Below are 15,182 nucleotides of genomic sequence, written 5' to 3'. Positions count from 1 at the left end.
ACTTAGGCAGACCTAAGTTGACCTGCGAAAACGGATGATCAAGCAGGCTGTCGCAGGTCGGCGCCCTCCGGGCGGCCGACGGCCAGGTCACCGGAAGACGCCGTGGACCCGTGGGGAACCCGGCGCGTCGGACCCCTCCCCCACCAGCCTAGAATTGCCCGCCATGAGCAGCGAGCCCGTCGTACAGGCCAGGGGCCTGGTCAAGCGGTACGGCACCCGAGCGGCGGTCGACGGCCTCGATCTGGAGGTCGCGGCGGGCGCCGTGACCGCGGTCCTCGGCCCCAACGGCGCCGGCAAGACCACCACGATCGAAACCTGCGAGGGATACCGCCGGCCGGATGAGGGGACCGTACGGGTCCTCGGCCTCGACCCGGTCGCCGAGGCCGCGGCGCTGCGTCCCCGTATCGGCGTGATGCTGCAGTCCGGCGGCGTCTACTCCGGCGCCCGCGCCGACGAGATGCTGCGCCACATGGCCAAGCTGCACGCCCATCCGCTGGACGTCGGCGCGCTCATCGAGCGCCTCGGACTCGGCAGCTGCGGCCGGACCACCTACCGCAGGCTCTCCGGCGGTCAGCAGCAGCGCCTCGCCCTGGCCATGGCCGTCATGGGCCGCCCCGAGCTGCTCTTCCTCGACGAGCCGACGGCGGGTCTCGACCCGCAGGCCCGCCGCTCGACGTGGGACCTGGTCCGGGAGCTGCGCGCCGACGGCGTGTCGGTCGTCCTCACCACCCACTTCATGGACGAGGCCGAGGAGCTCGCCGACGACGTCGCCGTCATCGACGCGGGACGGGTCATCGCCCAGGGCAGCCCGGAGCAGCTGTGCCGCGGGGGCGCCGAGAACACCCTGCGCTTCACCGGCCGCCCCGGCCTGGACCTCGGCTCGCTGCTGAAGGCGCTGCCCGACGGCAGCGAGGCGGCCGAGCTCACCACCGGCGCCTACCGCATCACCGGGCAGATCGACCCGGAGCTGCTGGCGACCGTCACCTCCTGGTGCGCCCAGCACGGCGTGATGCCGGACGGCATCGCGGTGGAACGGCACACCCTCGAGGACGTCTTCCTGGAACTGACCGGCAAGGAGCTGCGCGCATGAGTGCCGGTACGTACACCCCGCGCCCCGGCGCCGCCCCCCTGCCCCGCATGATCGCCGCGCAGGCCGCGCTGGAGACGCGGATGCTGCTGCGCAACGGCGAACAGCTGCTGCTCACCGTGGTCATCCCGACCCTGCTGCTCGTGCTGTTCAGCGCGGTCGACATCGTCGACACAGGTGCGGCCGAGCCGGTCGACTTCCTGGCGCCCGGCGTCCTGGCCCTCGCGGTGATGTCCACGGCCTTCACCGGCCAGGCCATCGCGACCGGCTTCGAGCGCCGCTACGGGGTGCTCAAGCGGCTGGGAGCCTCGCCCCTGCCGCGCTGGGGCCTGATGACGGCGAAGACCCTCTCGGTGCTGGTCACGGAGGTGCTGCAGATCGTCCTGCTGACGGTGATCGCCTTCGCCCTGGGCTGGTCGCCCGAGGGCAACCCCTTCGCGGTGCTGCTGCTCCTGGTGCTGGGCACCGTGGCCTTCTCCGGGCTGGGGCTGCTGATGGCGGGGACGCTGAAGGCCGAGGCGACGCTGGCCGCGGCCAACCTGGTCTTCCTGCTGCTGCTGGTCGGCGGTGGGGTCATCGTGCCGCTGGACAAGTTCCCGGACGCGGCGCAGTCGGTGCTGGGCCTGCTGCCGATCGCGGCGCTCTCCGACGGACTCAGGGACGTCCTTCAGCACGGCGCGGCGATGCCCTGGGGCGACGCCGCGATCCTGGCCGTCTGGTCGGTCGTGGGGCTGGGCGCGGCGGCGCGGTTCTTCCGCTGGGAGTGACGGGCGACGGCCGGGGTGAGCTGCCGGGGGCATCGGAGATGTCCGGGCTCAGCCGGTAATGCCCACCCCTCGTGAAAACATGCACAAGCCGTTCCTTACGATGGTGCGCGTGGAAACCCCCATCTCCTACATCGCCAAGCGCTGGACACCGTCGGTGAGGACGGCCAAGCGCGCCGCGCTCTCCGCGGTGGTGATGAGCGTGTTCATCATCATCACCGGCGGCGCGGTCCGGCTGACCGGTTCCGGTCTGGGCTGCGACACCTGGCCCAAGTGCACCGACGACAGCCTCTTCGCGACGCCCGAGCAGGGACTGCACGGCGCGATCGAGTTCGGCAACCGGATGCTCACCTACGTCCTGTCGGCCGCGGTCGGCTGGGCGATCATCGCGGCGCGCTCCCTGAAGCCCCGCAGGCGCGGCCTCACCCGCCTGGCGTGGTCGCAGTTCTGGCTGGTGATGGGTAACGCCGTCATCGGAGGGATCACGGTCTGGGCGGGCCTCAACCCGTGGTCGGTGGCCGGGCACTTCCTGCTCGCCAACTGCCTGCTCACGGTGACCGTGATCACCTGGGTCCGGATCGGCGAGGGCGACGGCGCGACGCGCCCGCGCGCCCCGCGTCCGGTGCGTCAGCTCTCCTGGGCCATCGTCGCCACGACCGTCGTCCTGATAGTGCTCGGCACCAGTGTGACCGGCTCCGGCAAGCACGCCGGCGACAGCAGCGACGTACCGCGCATGCCGTGGGACTGGAGCGCCGCCGCGCACACCCACGCCATCGCCGCCTGGGTCGTCTGCGTCCTGGCCGTCGTGATGTGGTTCGCCCTGCGCGTCGTCGACGCCCCCACGGACACCCGGGCCCGCGCCCGTGACCTGCTGATCGTGCTGGTGGCCCAGGGCGGCATCGGGTACGTGCAGTACTTCAACGACGTGCCCGAGCTCCTCGTCGGACTCCACATGCTCGGCTCGGCCCTGCTGTGGATCGCGGTGCTGCGCCTGCTGCTGTCGCTGCGCGAGCGCCCGGTGGGCGGCCCGGGCATTCCCGCCCCGGCCGCCGGGGACCTCCCTGAGCACGCCGCGGCGCACTGAACGGCCCGCACCACGCAGACGGCCCCCTCCGGACGGGGGCCGTCTGCGTGGTGCCTCAGCGCTTGTGGCCGGACGGCCCGCCGACCTGGATGCCGGCCATCCGGGACCATTCGTACGGTCCGGTCCTGACCTTGGCCGCGAAGTCGCCGTCGAAGTCCTCATGAACCGTGATGCCCGCCTTCCGCGTGGCGCTCTCGGCCACGGCGTAGGAGGGCGCGACCAGGTCGCCCCAGCCGCCGTCCTCGCCGACCAGCACGATGCGGGTGCCCATCTGGCCGAGGTGGGCGAGCTGCCCCTCGGCTCCGCCGTGCGCCTTGGCGAAGGAACCGATCTGCTTGGCGAGCCTGGCGGCCTTGCGCTCCGCGCGGGCCGCCTGCTTGCTGTCGTCCGTCTGCTGGGTCCGGTGCTCTGCCGTCTCTGCCATGAACAGGATGCTACCGACGGGTAGATCAACTGGCGACGGGCGGGGGGCGTGGCATCGGCCACGTCCCCCGCCCGTCGGCGGAGATCAGGTGCGTGCGGGGACGCCCAGGAAGCGGGGCGCCCCAGAAGCGCGGCTACCTCAGGAAGGGGTCGACCGCGACGGCGACGAAGAGGAGCGAGACATAGGTGATGGACCAGTGGAACAGCCGCATCTCCTTGAGCTTGCCCCCTGTCACGCCGGCCTTCGCCCGGTTCTGCAGGCCGTGCGCCTCCCAGAGCCAGAAGCCGCCGGTCAGCAGCGCCACCGCCGTGTAGAACCAGCCGGTGTAGCCCAGCGGGGTCAGGAGCAGCGAGACGGCCACCATCACCCAGCTGTAGATGACGATCTGGCGGGCGACCACCCTGTTGGAGGCGACGACCGGAAGCATCGGGACACCGACCCGGGCGTAGTCCTCCTTCACCTTCATCGACAGCGGCCAGTAGTGCGGCGGCGTCCAGAAGAAGATGACGGCGAAAAGAATGACCGCGGCCCAGGACATCGAATTGGTCACGGCGGACCAGCCGATGAGCACGGGCATGCAGCCGGCGATTCCGCCCCAGACGATGTTCTGCGAGGTACGGCGCTTGAGCACCATCGTGTAGATGACGACGTAGAACAGAAGTGCGGCGAGTGCGAGGGCCGACGAGAGCCAGTTGACGAAGAATCCGAACCAGACCGTGGAAATCACCGCGAGGGCGATTCCGAAGGCAAGGCACTCCCTGGGGCTCACCATGCCGGTGACCAGCGGACGCTGGGACGTACGGTCCATCAGCGCGTCGATGTCACGGTCGATATACATGTTGAGCGCATTGGCACCGCCGGCGGAGAGATATCCGCCGATGGTGGTGGTCACTACGAGCCATAGATCGGGCACGCCCTGAGCGGCGAGGAACATCACCGGAACGGTGGTGATCAACAACAGCTCGATGATGCGCGGCTTGGTAAGAGCCACGAATGCCTTGATGCGGGCCCCGAACGGGCGATGGCCCACTGGGCTCGGAGTCAAGGCGACCCCTGCGGGTCGGGACTCGACGGCCGTCACGCACACCCCTGACAGAGAAATCCCAGCAAGCTCCAGGCATGAGGGCCCGGTAAAGACTTGCGCGAACCAGACCACTGTAGACGTTGGGCACACACCGCTCTTCGCGGGGGTGGGGTCGTGTTGAGGTGGCGCAGAAGTGAACGCGGGCGCTCATACGGGAGGCGAACTCCGCAGGTCGCCCGCACTGCGGAAAGGGCGAAAGTACGGCGGTGCGACGGGGGTAGGCTCGGCAATGCCCGGTGCGGTATCCAGTCACCGGTTTACAACAGTGGAGAGGAGCCCTGACTCAGGGTGAGCACCAAGCCGACCACCACAGACCTCCAGTGGACCGAATTGGACCAGCGGGCCGTGGACACTGTCCGCGTCCTCGCCGCGGATGCCGTACAGAAAGTCGGAAACGGCCACCCGGGCACGGCGATGAGCCTCGCTCCTGCCGCATACACCCTCTTCCAGAAGGTGATGCGCCACGACCCGGCGGACGCGGACTGGACCGGACGCGACCGGTTCGTACTGTCCGCGGGGCACTCCAGCCTGACGTTGTACATCCAGCTCTACCTCGCCGGATACGGCCTGGAGCTGGACGACCTCAAGTCGTTCCGCACCTGGGGCTCCAAGACCCCGGGCCACCCGGAGTACGGCCACACCACCGGTGTCGAGACCACGACCGGCCCGCTGGGCCAGGGCGTCGCCAACGCCGTGGGCATGGCGATGGCCGCCCGCTACGAGCGCGGTCTCTTCGACCCGCAGGCGGCCCCCGGCACCTCCCCGTTCGACCACACCGTCTGGGTCGTCGCCGGTGACGGCTGCCTCCAGGAGGGCATCTCGGCCGAGGCGTCCTCGCTGGCCGGCCACCAGAAGCTCGGCAACCTGGTGCTCCTGTGGGACGACAACCACATCTCGATCGAGGGTGACACGGAGACCGCGGTCTCCGAGGACACCCTGAAGCGTTACGAGTCCTACGGCTGGCACGTCCAGCGGGTGGACCAGCTGCCCAGCGGCGACCTGGACCCCGAGGGTCTGCACCGCGCGCTGCTGGCCGCCAAGGCCGAGACGGAGCGCCCGTCCTTCATCGCGGCCCGCTCGATCATCGCCTGGCCCGCGCCGAACGCCCAGAACACCGAGGCCGCGCACGGCTCGGCGCTCGGTGACGACGAGATCGCGGCCACGAAGCGGGTGCTCGGCTTCGACCCGGAGAAGACCTTCGAGGTCTCCGACGAGGTCATCGCGCACACCCGTGAGGCACTGGACCGCGGCCGCGAGGCCAAGGCCGAGTGGGAGAAGTCCTTCGCCGCCTGGCGCACCGCCAGCCCGGAGCGCGCCGCCGAGTTCGACCGGATCGCCGCGGGCGAGCTGCCCGCGGGCTGGGAGGACGAGCTCCCCGTCTTCGAGGCCGGCCACGGAATCGCCACGCGTGCCGCGTCCGGCAAGGTCCTGCAGGCGCTCGGCGGTGTCATCCCCGAGCTGTGGGGCGGCTCCGCCGACCTCGCGGGATCGAACAACACCACGATCGACAAGACGTCGTCGTTCCTCCCGGCGGGCAACCCGCTGCCCGAGGCCGACCCGTACGGCCGGACGATCCACTTCGGCATCCGCGAGCACGCCATGGCCGGCGCCATGAACGGCATCGCGCTGCACGGCAACACCCGCATCTACGGCGGCACCTTCCTGGTGTTCTCCGACTACATGCGCAACGCCGTGCGCCTCTCCGCACTGATGCACCTGCCGGTGACCTACGTGTGGACGCACGACTCGATCGGTCTCGGCGAGGACGGCCCCACGCACCAGCCCGTCGAGCACATCGCCTCGCTGCGCGCGATCCCGGGCCTCAACGTCGTCCGTCCGGGCGACGCCAACGAGACGGCCATCGCCTGGCGCGAGATCCTCAGGCGCGGCAAGAAGGACTTCGGCAGGAGCGCCCCGCACGGTCTGGCGCTGAGCCGCCAGGGCCTGCCGACCTACCCGGCGAACGAGAACGCGGCCAAGGGCGGCTACGTCCTCTTCGACGCCGAGGACGGCGAGGCGCAGGCCGTTCTGATCGCCACGGGCTCCGAGGTCCAGCTGGCCGTCGAGGCCCGCGACGAGCTCCAGGCGGCGGGTGTGCCGACCCGTGTGGTCTCCATGCCGTGTGTCGAGTGGTTCGAGGAGCAGGACCAGGCGTACAAGGACAGCGTGCTGCCGCCGTCCGTGAAGGCCCGGGTCGCCGTCGAGGCGGGCATCGGCCTCACCTGGTACCGGTACGTGGGCGACGCGGGCCGGATCGTCTCGCTGGAGCACTTCGGTGCGTCGGCGGACGCCAAGGTCCTCTTCCGCGAGTTCGGCTTCACCGCCGCGCACGTCGCGGAAGCCGCCCGGGAATCTCTCGCCGCCGCCGCGCGCTGACGCGGATATACGACTAGTAGGAGATGCAATTCTCATGACAGACGCACTCAGGCGCCTCTCCGACGAGGGCGTGGCGATCTGGCTGGACGACCTCTCGCGCAAGCGGATCACCTCCGGCAACCTCGCCGAGCTCATCGACCAGAGCCATGTCGTCGGTGTGACGACCAACCCGTCGATCTTCCAGAAGGCGATTTCCCAGGGCGACGGTTACGACCAGCAGCTCACCGATCTCGCCGCCCGCAAGGTGACCGTCGAAGAAGCGATCCGCATGATCACGACCGCGGACGTACGCGACGCGGCCGACATCCTGCGCCCCGTCTTCGACGCCACAGGCGGCCAGGACGGCCGGGTCTCCATCGAGGTCGACCCGCGCCTGGCCCACAACACGCGGGCCACCGTCGCCGAGGCGAAGCAGCTCGCGTGGCTGGTGGACCGGCCGAACACGCTCATCAAGATCCCGGCGACGAAGGCGGGCCTGCCCGCCATCACCGAGACCATCGGGCGTGGCATCAGCGTCAACGTCACGCTGATCTTCTCGCTGGAGCGCTACCGCGAGGTCATGGACGCCTACCTGGCGGGCCTGGAGAAGGCGAAGACCGCGGGTCTGGACCTCTCGCTGATCCACTCCGTGGCGTCCTTCTTCGTGTCGCGTGTGGACACCGAGATCGACAAGCGCCTGGACGCGGTCGGCAGCGACGCGGCGAAGGCCGCGAAGGGCAAGTCCGCCCTCGCCAACGCCCGTCTGGCCTACGAGGCGTACGAGGAGGTCTTCGCGGGTGACCGCTGGGCCGCCCTGGACAAGGCGCACGCCAACAAGCAGCGTCCGCTGTGGGCCTCCACCGGCGTCAAGGACCCGTCCCTCAAGGACACCCTGTACGTCGACGACCTCGTCGCGCCGAACACCGTCAACACCATGCCGGAGGCGACGCTGGACGCCGTGGCCGACCATGGTGACATCACCGGCAACACCGTGGCCGGTGGTTACGACCAGGCACGTGCCGACCTCGACGCGATCAAGAAGCTCGGGGTCAGCTACGACGATGTCGTCCAGGTACTGGAGGACGAGGGCGTCGAGAAGTTCGAAGCCGCCTGGACCGACCTGCTCAAATCGACCGAGGCGGAGCTCAAGCGCCTCGCCCCTTCGGAGGGCTGACCACGTTGTCTGGTGTTCCCGGAGCCAACCCGCTCCGTGACGCCCAGGACCGACGGCTCCCGCGTATCGCGGGGCCGTCGGGCCTGGTGATCTTTGGCGTCACGGGCGATTTGTCCCGTAAAAAGCTGATGCCCGCCGTCTATGACCTGGCCAACCGCGGCCTGCTGCCACCGGGCTTCTCGCTCATCGGCTTCGCGCGCCGCGACTGGGAGGACGAGGACTTCGCCCAGGTCGTCCACGATGCCGTCAAGGAGCATGCCCGCACCCCCTTCCGCGAAGAGGTCTGGCAGCAGCTCAGCCAGGGCATGCGTTTCGTCCAGGGCAACTTCGACGACGACGTGGCGTTCGAGACCCTCCGCGCCACGATCGAGGAGCTCGACAAGGCCCAGGGCACGGGCGGCAACTTCGCCTTCTACCTCTCCGTACCGCCGAAGTTCTTCCCCAAGGTCGTCCAGCAGCTCAAGAAGCACGGGCTGGCCGACCAGAAGGAAGGCAGCTGGCGCCGGGCCGTCATCGAGAAGCCGTTCGGACACGACCTGGAGAGCGCGCAGGAGCTGAACCAGCTCGTGCACGACGTCTTCCCGCCGAACGAGGTCTTCCGTATCGACCACTACCTCGGCAAGGAGACGGTCCAGAACATCCTGGCGCTGCGCTTCGCCAACACGATGTGGGAGCCGATCTGGAACAGGTCCTACGTCGACCACGTCCAGATCACGATGGCCGAGGACATCGGCATCGGAGGCCGGGCCGGTTACTACGACGGCATCGGCGCCGCCCGTGACGTCATCCAGAACCACCTGCTCCAGCTGCTGGCGCTGACGGCGATGGAGGAGCCCGGCTCCTTCCACCCCAAGGCCCTGGTCGCCGAGAAGCTCAAGGTGCTCACGGCGGTGGAGCTGCCCGACGACCTGGGCAAGCACACGGTGCGCGGTCAGTACGCGCACGCCTGGCAGGGCGGCGAGGAAGCGCTCGGCTATCTGGAGGAGGACGGTATCGACCCCAAGTCGAAGACCGACACCTTCGCCGCGATCAAGCTGACGATCAACAACCGCCGCTGGGCGGGTGTGCCGTTCTATCTCCGTACCGGCAAGCGCCTCGGCCGCCGGGTCACCGAGATCGCGGTCGTCTTCAAGCGCGCCCCCTATCTGCCCTTCGAGTCCGGCGCGACGGAGGAGCTCGGCGGCAACGCCCTGGTCATCCGGGTGCAGCCCGACGAGGGGGTCACGGTCAGGTTCGGCTCCAAGGTGCCCGGCACATCCATGGAGGTGCGGGACGTCACGATGGACTTCGCCTACGGCGAGTCCTTCACGGAGTCCAGCCCCGAGGCGTACGAGCGGCTCATCCTCGATGTGCTGCTCGGCGACGCCAACCTCTTCCCGCGCCACCAGGAGGTCGAGCTCTCCTGGAACATCCTCGACCCGATCGAGGAGTACTGGGACAAGCACGGCAAGCCCGCCCAGTACCCGGCCGGCACGTGGGGACCGACCGAGGCCGACGAGATGCTCGCACGAGACGGACGGAGCTGGCGCCGGCCATGAAGATCGACCTCACGGAAACCACGTCCAGCAAGATCAACCAGTCACTGGTCTCGGCGCGCCGTTCCATCGGCTCGCCCGCCGTCGGCATGGTGCTCACCCTCGTCATCGTCACCGACGAGGAGAACGCCTACGACGCGATGCGGGCGGCGAGCGACTCCTCCCGGGAGCACCCGTCGCGGATCATCGCGGTGATCAAGCGGGTCAGCAAGTCCCCGCGCGCCCGGCGCGACGCACGGCTCGACGCCGAGATCCGGGTCGGTTCCGACTCGGGCTCGGGCGAGACCGTCGTGCTGCGGCTCCACGGTGAGCTGGCCAACCACGCCCAGTCGGTCGTCCTGCCGCTGCTGCTGCCGGACGCCCCGGTCGTGGTGTGGTGGCCCGAGGACGCCCCGGCGGACCCGGCCAAGGACCCGCTCGGCGCGCTCGCCCAGCGTCGTATCACCGACACCTACTCCGCCGAGCACCCGCTCGACGAGCTGTCGGTGCGGGCGGCGACGTACCGGCCGGGCGACACCGACCTGGCGTGGACGCGCATCACGCCGTGGCGCTCCATGCTGGCGGCGGCGCTCGACCAGCAGCCCGAGCGGATCGTCTCGGCGACGGTCGAGGGCGAGTCCGACAACCCGAGCTGCGAGCTGCTGGCCATGTGGCTCGCGGACCGGCTCGGGATCCCGGTGGAGCGCACGCTCTCCGGCGGACCCGGTCTGACGGCCGTACGTATGGAGACCAAGAACGGCACGATCGTCCTCGACCGGCCCGACGGCTCGCTGGCGACGCTCTGCATGGCCGGGCAGCCGGACCGCGCGGTGGCGCTCAAGCGGCGGGAGACCGCCGAGCTCCTCGCGGAGGAGCTGCGGCGCCTGGACCCGGACAACATCTACGAGGCCACGGTGAAGTTCGGCGTGGAGCGCCTCGGCGGACCCACGGAGGCTTCGGCCGTCGGTACGGGGCAGAAGAGGCAGGAGCCCGCGGGCTCCGCCGCTCCTGCCGCGAAGAAGGCGGCGGCCAAGAAGGCGGCGTCGAAGTGACTGCTCCGCAGCTCGTCGTGCACCGCGACAAGGAGCTGATGGCTCAGGCCGCGGCGGCCAGGCTGATCACGAAGGTCGTGGACGCCCAGGCCGCTCGCGGTTCCGCCTCGGTGGTCCTCACCGGCGGGCGCAACGGCAACGGCCTGCTGGCCGCGCTCGCCGGCTCGCCCGCCCGGGACGCGATCGACTGGTCGCGGCTCGATCTGTGGTGGGGCGACGAGCGGTTCCTGCCCGAGGGCGATCCGGAGCGCAATGTCACGCAGGCCCGCGAGGCCCTGCTGGACATGGTGGATCTCGACCCCACCCGGGTCCACGCGATGCCCGCGTCCGACGGACCGTACGGCGGCGACGCCGACTCGGCGGCGGCGGGGTACGCGGCGGAACTCGCCGCGGCTGCCCGCCCCGAGGACCACGGACCCGTGCCGGCGTTCGACGTGCTGATGCTGGGCGTGGGACCCGACACCCATGTCGCTTCGCTCTTCCCCGAGCTGCCCGCGGTGCGGGAGACCGAGCGCACCGTCGTCGGTGTGCACGGCGCTCCCAAGCCGCCGCCCACCCGTGTCTCGCTCACGCTGCCCGCCATCCGGGCGGCGCGCGAGGTGTGGCTGCTGGCCGCGGGTGAGGACAAGGCGGAGGCGGCCGAGATCGCGCTGTCCGGTGCCGGGGAGATCCAGGCGCCGGCGGCGGGGGCCTACGGCCGCAGCCGCACGCTGTGGCTGCTGGACGCTCCGGCGGCCTCCCGGCTACCGCGCGCGCTGTATCCGCCCGCCTCGGCGTAGGCACGTACGGAACGAGGTCCGGTCCGCTCCCCCCGGGGGCGGACCGGGCCTCGTTTCCATGCGCGGCCCCGTGTGTCAGGACCGGTCGAGGAAGGGCTCCAGCAGTCCGGGCACGGCCTCCGCCGCGAAGACCAGGCCCTCGGACGCGTCCGTGTCGTACGCCGTGTAGGCGCCCGCACCGGCGGCCGTCGTGGCGGTGACGCTCAGCAGCCCGGCCCTGCGCTGGAAGCAGGACTGCCTCACGGTCCAGCCGATCACGCCCTCGCGCTGGAGGGCCGCCGTGGAGCGGCGGAGCGAACCGGAGCGGGTGACGAGGTACGTGCCGCTCAGCGTGTGCCCCAGGGACCGGTACGCGTCGAGTGCGCCCGCCACCGCGAGCGGGGCGCCCACGACCGCGCAGCCGAGCGCGATCCACAGCAGCACCGGTGTCAGCAGGACGCCCAGTACCGCCAGGACGACCACGGGGGCGAGGACCCCTGCGACGCTCCATCGCAGCCGCCGGCCACGGGCGGCCGAAGGGTGCGGGGTGAGCGGGGCGCCGGTCGGTGGGACGGGCTCGCGCAGGACCTCCGCTGCGATCGCGTCGGCGAAGGGGCGCGGTGTGGCGGGCAGCAGGGTGTTGTGATCGGTTCCCTGGCTCTCCTCGTCCTTCGCCAGGCCCGTGGTGATGGCGTCCACCCGGGCGGCGCCCGCCAGCCGCACGCCCAGGGGTTCCACGAGGTCCACCCCGCGCAGCCGCCGCTCCTCGACGGACAGCGAGCGCGCGGTCAGCAGCCCGCGCCGCACCCGCAGGGTGCCGCCCGGCTCCCGCTCCAGGCGGTAGTTCCACCACATCTCGATCCACAGGCCGAGCGCACCGACGACACCGGCGACCAGTGCCGCCGCGACCAGGGCGATGATCGCCCAGACCAGCGGGGTCTCGCGGAAGCGGTCGGCGACCCAGTCGATCACCTCCCCCTGTGCGCCGACCCAGTCGCTGATCTGCATCACACCGCCGGCGGCCGCGCCACCGAGCATGGGCGCGACGAAGGAGACCGGTGCGTAGCGGATCCAGCGGGGGTCGAGCCTGGCCAGCTCGCCCTCGCGGTGTGTGCCCGGGGACGCGTCGGCGATCCGGTCGAGGAGTTCGCGGCGCAGCCGCTCCCCCTCGGCGCGGGTGACGGGGTCGAGCTCCAGTGTGGACTCGCCGCCGGTCTGCTCGCCTGTGCCGATCCGTACCGCGACAAGACCGAGCATCCGTTGGAGCGGATCGGCCGTCAGGTCGACGCTGCGGATCCGCTCGCGGGCCAGCGAACGCCGTTTGACCAGCAGGAGACCGGTGTGCAGCTCGACCCGTTCGCCACCGACGCGGTAGCGGGTGCGCCGCCAGCGCACGTAGTCACCGGCGGCCGCACAGCCGATGAGCAGCGCGGCTCCGGCCAGGGCCCAGCCGATGGCCGCCGGGTACCCCAGCCGCCCGGACAGCCCCGCGACGGCCGGCACCGCGGCGCCGAAGGCCACCCCCGCCGTGACGAGGGCGGTGACGAGGACCGTACGCGGGTCGATCCGCAGCCACCCGGGTCCCGTCGCTTCGGCGGCGGTGCTCATGTCGCGTCACCGGGGGTGTCCTGGGTGATCCGGGTAAGCCGCTCGACGAGGTCGGCGGCCGTCTCGTGCCCGAGGCCCTCGATCTTCACGGCGCCCTTGGCCGAGGCGGTGGTGACGGTGACCGTGGCCAGCCCGAAGAGCTGTTCCAGCGGGCCGCGCACGGTGTCCACGGTCTGGATACGGGACATCGGCGCGATCCGCCACTCCCGAAGGAAGACCCCGGTGCGTACGTAGACCGCCTCGTCGGTGACCTCCCAGCGGTGGGTACGGAACCACCAGAGGGGGAAGAGGACGGCCCACGACAGCCCGATGACCGCGAGCACGGCGGCGGGCGTCCACAGCCAGAATCTGGCCGGGGCGACGAACGCGCCGATGATGCCCAGGACCGCCACCGGGGCGGCCGTCCGCAGCGCCCACCGGGCCCGCCACCAGCCGACAGCCCTGCGGGCCGGCTGGTGGCGCGGTGGCCTGAGCCGTACCGCCCCCTCCCCCGTGGTCATCGCTCAGCGGCCACGCAGCGAGCGGTACGTCGAGACGAGCGCGGCGGTGGAGCTGTCGAGCTGTTCGCCTCCGGTGCCCTCGGTGAGGACCGGCTCGATCTTCTTCGCGAGTACCTTGCCGAGCTCGACGCCCCACTGATCGAAGGAGTCGATGTTCCAGACGGCGCCCTGGACGAAGACCTTGTGCTCGTAGAGCGCGATCAGCTGGCCGAGCACCGACGGGGTGAGACGGTCCGCGAGGATCGTGGTCGTCGGGTGGTTGCCGCGGAACGTCTTGTGCGGCACGAGCTCCTCGGGCACGCCCTCGGCGCGGACCTCGTCGGGCGTCCTGCCGAAGGCCAGGGCCTGGGTCTGGGCGAAGAAGTTGGCCATCAGCAGGTCGTGCTGGGCGATCAGCCCGGGCAGCAGGTCGTGGACCGGTGCGGCGAAGCCGATGAAGTCGGCCGGGATGATCTTCGTGCCCTGGTGGATCAGCTGGTAGTAGGCGTGCTGCCCGTTGGTACCGGGGGTGCCCCAGACGACCGGGCCGGTCTCCCACTCCACCGGATTGCCGTCCCGGTCGACGGACTTGCCGTTGGACTCCATGTCCAGCTGCTGCAGATACGCGGTGAACTTGGACAGATAGTGGCTGTAGGGCAGCACCGCGTGCGACTGGGCGTCGAAGAACTGGCCGTACCAGACGCCCAGGAGACCCAGCAGCAGCGGGGCGTTCTCCTCGGCGGGGGCGGTGCGGAAGTGCTCGTCGACGAGGTGGAAGCCGTCGAGCATCTCGCGGAACCGCTCGGGGCCGATGGCGATCATCAGCGACAGGCCGATCGCCGAGTCGAAGGAGTACCGGCCTCCGACCCAGTCCCAGAACTCGAACATGTTGGCCGTGTCGATTCCGAAGTCCGCGACCTTCTCCGCGTTCGTCGACAGCGCCACGAAGTGCTTGGCGACGGCCTCCTGACCGGCCCTCAGCTCGGTGAGCAGCCAGTCGCGGGCGGAGGTGGCGTTGGTGATGGTCTCGATCGTGGTGAAGGTCTTGGACGCGACGATGAAGAGCGTCTCGGCCGGGTCGAGGCCCTGAACCGCCTCGTGGAGGTCGGCGCCGTCGACGTTCGACACGAAGCGGACGGTGAGCGAGCGGTCCGTGAAGGAGCGCAGCACCTCGTACGCCATGGCGGGTCCGAGGTCGGAGCCGCCGATACCGATGTTGACGATGTTCTTGATCGGCTTGCCTGTGTGCCCGGTCCATCCGCCCGACCGGATCCGGTCGGAGAAGGCGGCCATCCTGTCGAGGACGGCGTGCACGGCCGGCACCACGTTCTCGCCGTCGGTCTCGATCACGGCGCCGCGCGGGGCACGGAGCGCGGTGTGCAGGACGGCGCGGTCCTCGGTGGTGTTGATCTTCTCGCCGCGGAACATCGCGTCCCGCAGCCCGGCCACGTCCGTGGCGGCGGCCAGCTCGCGCAGCAGGCGCAGCGTCTCGTCGGTGACGAGGTGCTTGGAGTAGTCGATGTGGAGGTCGCCGACCCGCAGGGTGTAGCGCTCCCCACGCTCCGGCGCATCCGCGAACAGCTGCCGCAGACGCGTCTCGCCGAACTCCTCACGGTGCTTGCCGAGGGCCGTCCACTCGGGCAATTGGTTGAGCTTGGTTCGGCTTTGTGCGTTCATCCCGGAAATCGTCCACTTCTCTCGTACCTGCAACCTTCCCCGCTGCCCCTCCAACCTAATTGATCCGGGGGGTACGGCGGGGCACCGGCGAGCTGGTGGACGGCATACGGATTCCGGCCGGG

The 15,182-nt window shown here is 70.5% G+C and carries 13 protein-coding genes; 8 read left to right on the top strand and 5 right to left on the bottom strand.

Annotated elements, in window-relative coordinates; translation table 11 throughout:
- Nucleotides 1-163 precede the first annotated feature (163 nt).
- From AB0C75_RS05595 to AB0C75_RS05585, 3 genes are all read left to right on the top strand, one after another.
- Complete coding sequence (locus AB0C75_RS05595; RefSeq protein ID WP_362887363.1) at nucleotides 164-1,090, top strand: ABC transporter ATP-binding protein; 927 nt, start codon at nucleotides 164-166, stop codon at nucleotides 1,088-1,090.
- A complete protein-coding gene (locus AB0C75_RS05590) occupies nucleotides 1,087-1,854 on the top strand; it encodes an ABC transporter permease (protein WP_362887361.1) in 768 nt (255 codons plus the stop codon). Before AB0C75_RS05595 ends, AB0C75_RS05590 begins: the two co-directional genes overlap by 4 nt.
- A 100-nt stretch (nucleotides 1,855-1,954) precedes the next feature.
- Nucleotides 1,955-2,935, top strand: a complete 981-nt coding sequence (locus AB0C75_RS05585; protein WP_362887359.1) for a COX15/CtaA family protein — start codon at nucleotides 1,955-1,957, stop codon at nucleotides 2,933-2,935.
- A 55-nt stretch (nucleotides 2,936-2,990) separates the two neighbouring features.
- Here the strand turns inward: AB0C75_RS05585 and AB0C75_RS05580 are convergent, their stop codons facing one another.
- Complete coding sequence (locus AB0C75_RS05580) at nucleotides 2,991-3,359, bottom strand: hypothetical protein (RefSeq protein ID WP_362887357.1); 369 nt, start codon at nucleotides 3,357-3,359, stop codon at nucleotides 2,991-2,993.
- Between the two features lie 133 nt (nucleotides 3,360-3,492).
- Nucleotides 3,493-4,446, bottom strand: coding sequence for a heme o synthase (locus AB0C75_RS05575; RefSeq protein ID WP_362887354.1), 954 nt, complete (start codon nucleotides 4,444-4,446; stop codon nucleotides 3,493-3,495).
- A gap of 285 nt (nucleotides 4,447-4,731) precedes the next feature.
- Between AB0C75_RS05575 and tkt the strand changes: the two genes are divergently transcribed.
- Genes tkt through pgl form a run of 5 tightly spaced genes read left to right on the top strand, consistent with a single transcriptional unit; the run spans nucleotide 4,732 to nucleotide 11,317 of the window.
- Nucleotides 4,732-6,819 carry a transketolase gene (gene tkt / locus AB0C75_RS05570; RefSeq protein ID WP_362887352.1) on the top strand — a complete coding sequence of 696 codons (2,088 nt, stop codon included), beginning with the start codon at nucleotides 4,732-4,734 and terminating at the stop codon, nucleotides 6,817-6,819.
- A gap of 34 nt (nucleotides 6,820-6,853) precedes the next feature.
- Nucleotides 6,854-7,972, top strand: a complete 1,119-nt coding sequence (tal, locus tag AB0C75_RS05565) for a transaldolase (RefSeq protein ID WP_362887350.1) — start codon at nucleotides 6,854-6,856, stop codon at nucleotides 7,970-7,972.
- A gap of 5 nt (nucleotides 7,973-7,977) precedes the next feature.
- The gene (gene zwf, locus AB0C75_RS05560) at nucleotides 7,978-9,510 is read left to right on the top strand and encodes a glucose-6-phosphate dehydrogenase (protein WP_362887348.1); all 1,533 of its coding nucleotides are present in this window, start codon (nucleotides 7,978-7,980) and stop codon (nucleotides 9,508-9,510) included.
- Complete coding sequence (gene opcA / locus AB0C75_RS05555) at nucleotides 9,507-10,538, top strand: glucose-6-phosphate dehydrogenase assembly protein OpcA (protein WP_362887346.1); 1,032 nt, start codon at nucleotides 9,507-9,509, stop codon at nucleotides 10,536-10,538. The genes zwf and opcA overlap by 4 nt, the downstream gene beginning before the upstream one ends.
- Nucleotides 10,535-11,317, top strand: a complete 783-nt coding sequence (gene pgl, locus AB0C75_RS05550) for a 6-phosphogluconolactonase (protein ID WP_362887344.1) — start codon at nucleotides 10,535-10,537, stop codon at nucleotides 11,315-11,317. Before opcA ends, pgl begins: the two co-directional genes overlap by 4 nt.
- Before the next feature lie 75 nt (nucleotides 11,318-11,392).
- Here pgl and AB0C75_RS05545 read toward each other — a convergent pair whose 3' ends face one another.
- Genes AB0C75_RS05545 through pgi form a run of 3 tightly spaced genes read right to left on the bottom strand, consistent with a single transcriptional unit; the run spans nucleotide 11,393 to nucleotide 15,060 of the window.
- Entirely contained in the window at nucleotides 11,393-12,904 is a 1,512-nt protein-coding gene (locus AB0C75_RS05545; RefSeq protein WP_362887342.1) for a PH domain-containing protein, read from the bottom strand.
- Complete coding sequence (locus AB0C75_RS05540) at nucleotides 12,901-13,404, bottom strand: PH domain-containing protein (RefSeq protein ID WP_362887340.1); 504 nt, start codon at nucleotides 13,402-13,404, stop codon at nucleotides 12,901-12,903. The genes AB0C75_RS05545 and AB0C75_RS05540 overlap by 4 nt, the downstream gene beginning before the upstream one ends.
- Before the next feature lie 3 nt (nucleotides 13,405-13,407).
- Nucleotides 13,408-15,060: a glucose-6-phosphate isomerase gene (gene pgi / locus AB0C75_RS05535; protein ID WP_362887338.1), complete on the bottom strand. Its 1,653-nt coding sequence runs from the start codon at nucleotides 15,058-15,060 to the stop codon at nucleotides 13,408-13,410.
- Nucleotides 15,061-15,182: the final 122 nt, after the last annotated feature.

Source organism: Streptomyces sp. NPDC048565, from assembly GCF_040650935.1.
Lineage (GTDB): Bacteria > Actinomycetota > Actinomycetes > Streptomycetales > Streptomycetaceae > Streptomyces.
Note: the sequence above shows the minus strand (reverse complement) of the source record. Positions and strands in the feature narration are given on the sequence as shown.

Bases quoted from the DNA above. Each gene is read 5' to 3' on its own strand.
- AB0C75_RS05545 (WP_362887342.1), bottom strand. From the start codon at position 12,904: ATGAGCACCGCCGCCGAAGCGACGGGACCCGGGTGGCTGCGGATCGAC.
- AB0C75_RS05590 (WP_362887361.1), top strand. From the start codon at position 1,087: ATGAGTGCCGGTACGTACACCCCGCGCCCCGGCGCCGCCCCCCTGCCC.
- tal (WP_362887350.1), top strand. From the start codon at position 6,854: ATGACAGACGCACTCAGGCGCCTCTCCGACGAGGGCGTGGCGATCTGG.
- AB0C75_RS05540 (WP_362887340.1), bottom strand. From the start codon at position 13,404: ATGACCACGGGGGAGGGGGCGGTACGGCTCAGGCCACCGCGCCACCAG.
- AB0C75_RS05585 (WP_362887359.1), top strand. From the start codon at position 1,955: ATGGTGCGCGTGGAAACCCCCATCTCCTACATCGCCAAGCGCTGGACA.
- opcA (WP_362887346.1), top strand. From the start codon at position 9,507: ATGAAGATCGACCTCACGGAAACCACGTCCAGCAAGATCAACCAGTCA.
- AB0C75_RS05580 (WP_362887357.1), bottom strand. From the start codon at position 3,359: ATGGCAGAGACGGCAGAGCACCGGACCCAGCAGACGGACGACAGCAAG.
- pgi (WP_362887338.1), bottom strand. From the start codon at position 15,060: ATGAACGCACAAAGCCGAACCAAGCTCAACCAATTGCCCGAGTGGACG.
- AB0C75_RS05595 (WP_362887363.1), top strand. From the start codon at position 164: ATGAGCAGCGAGCCCGTCGTACAGGCCAGGGGCCTGGTCAAGCGGTAC.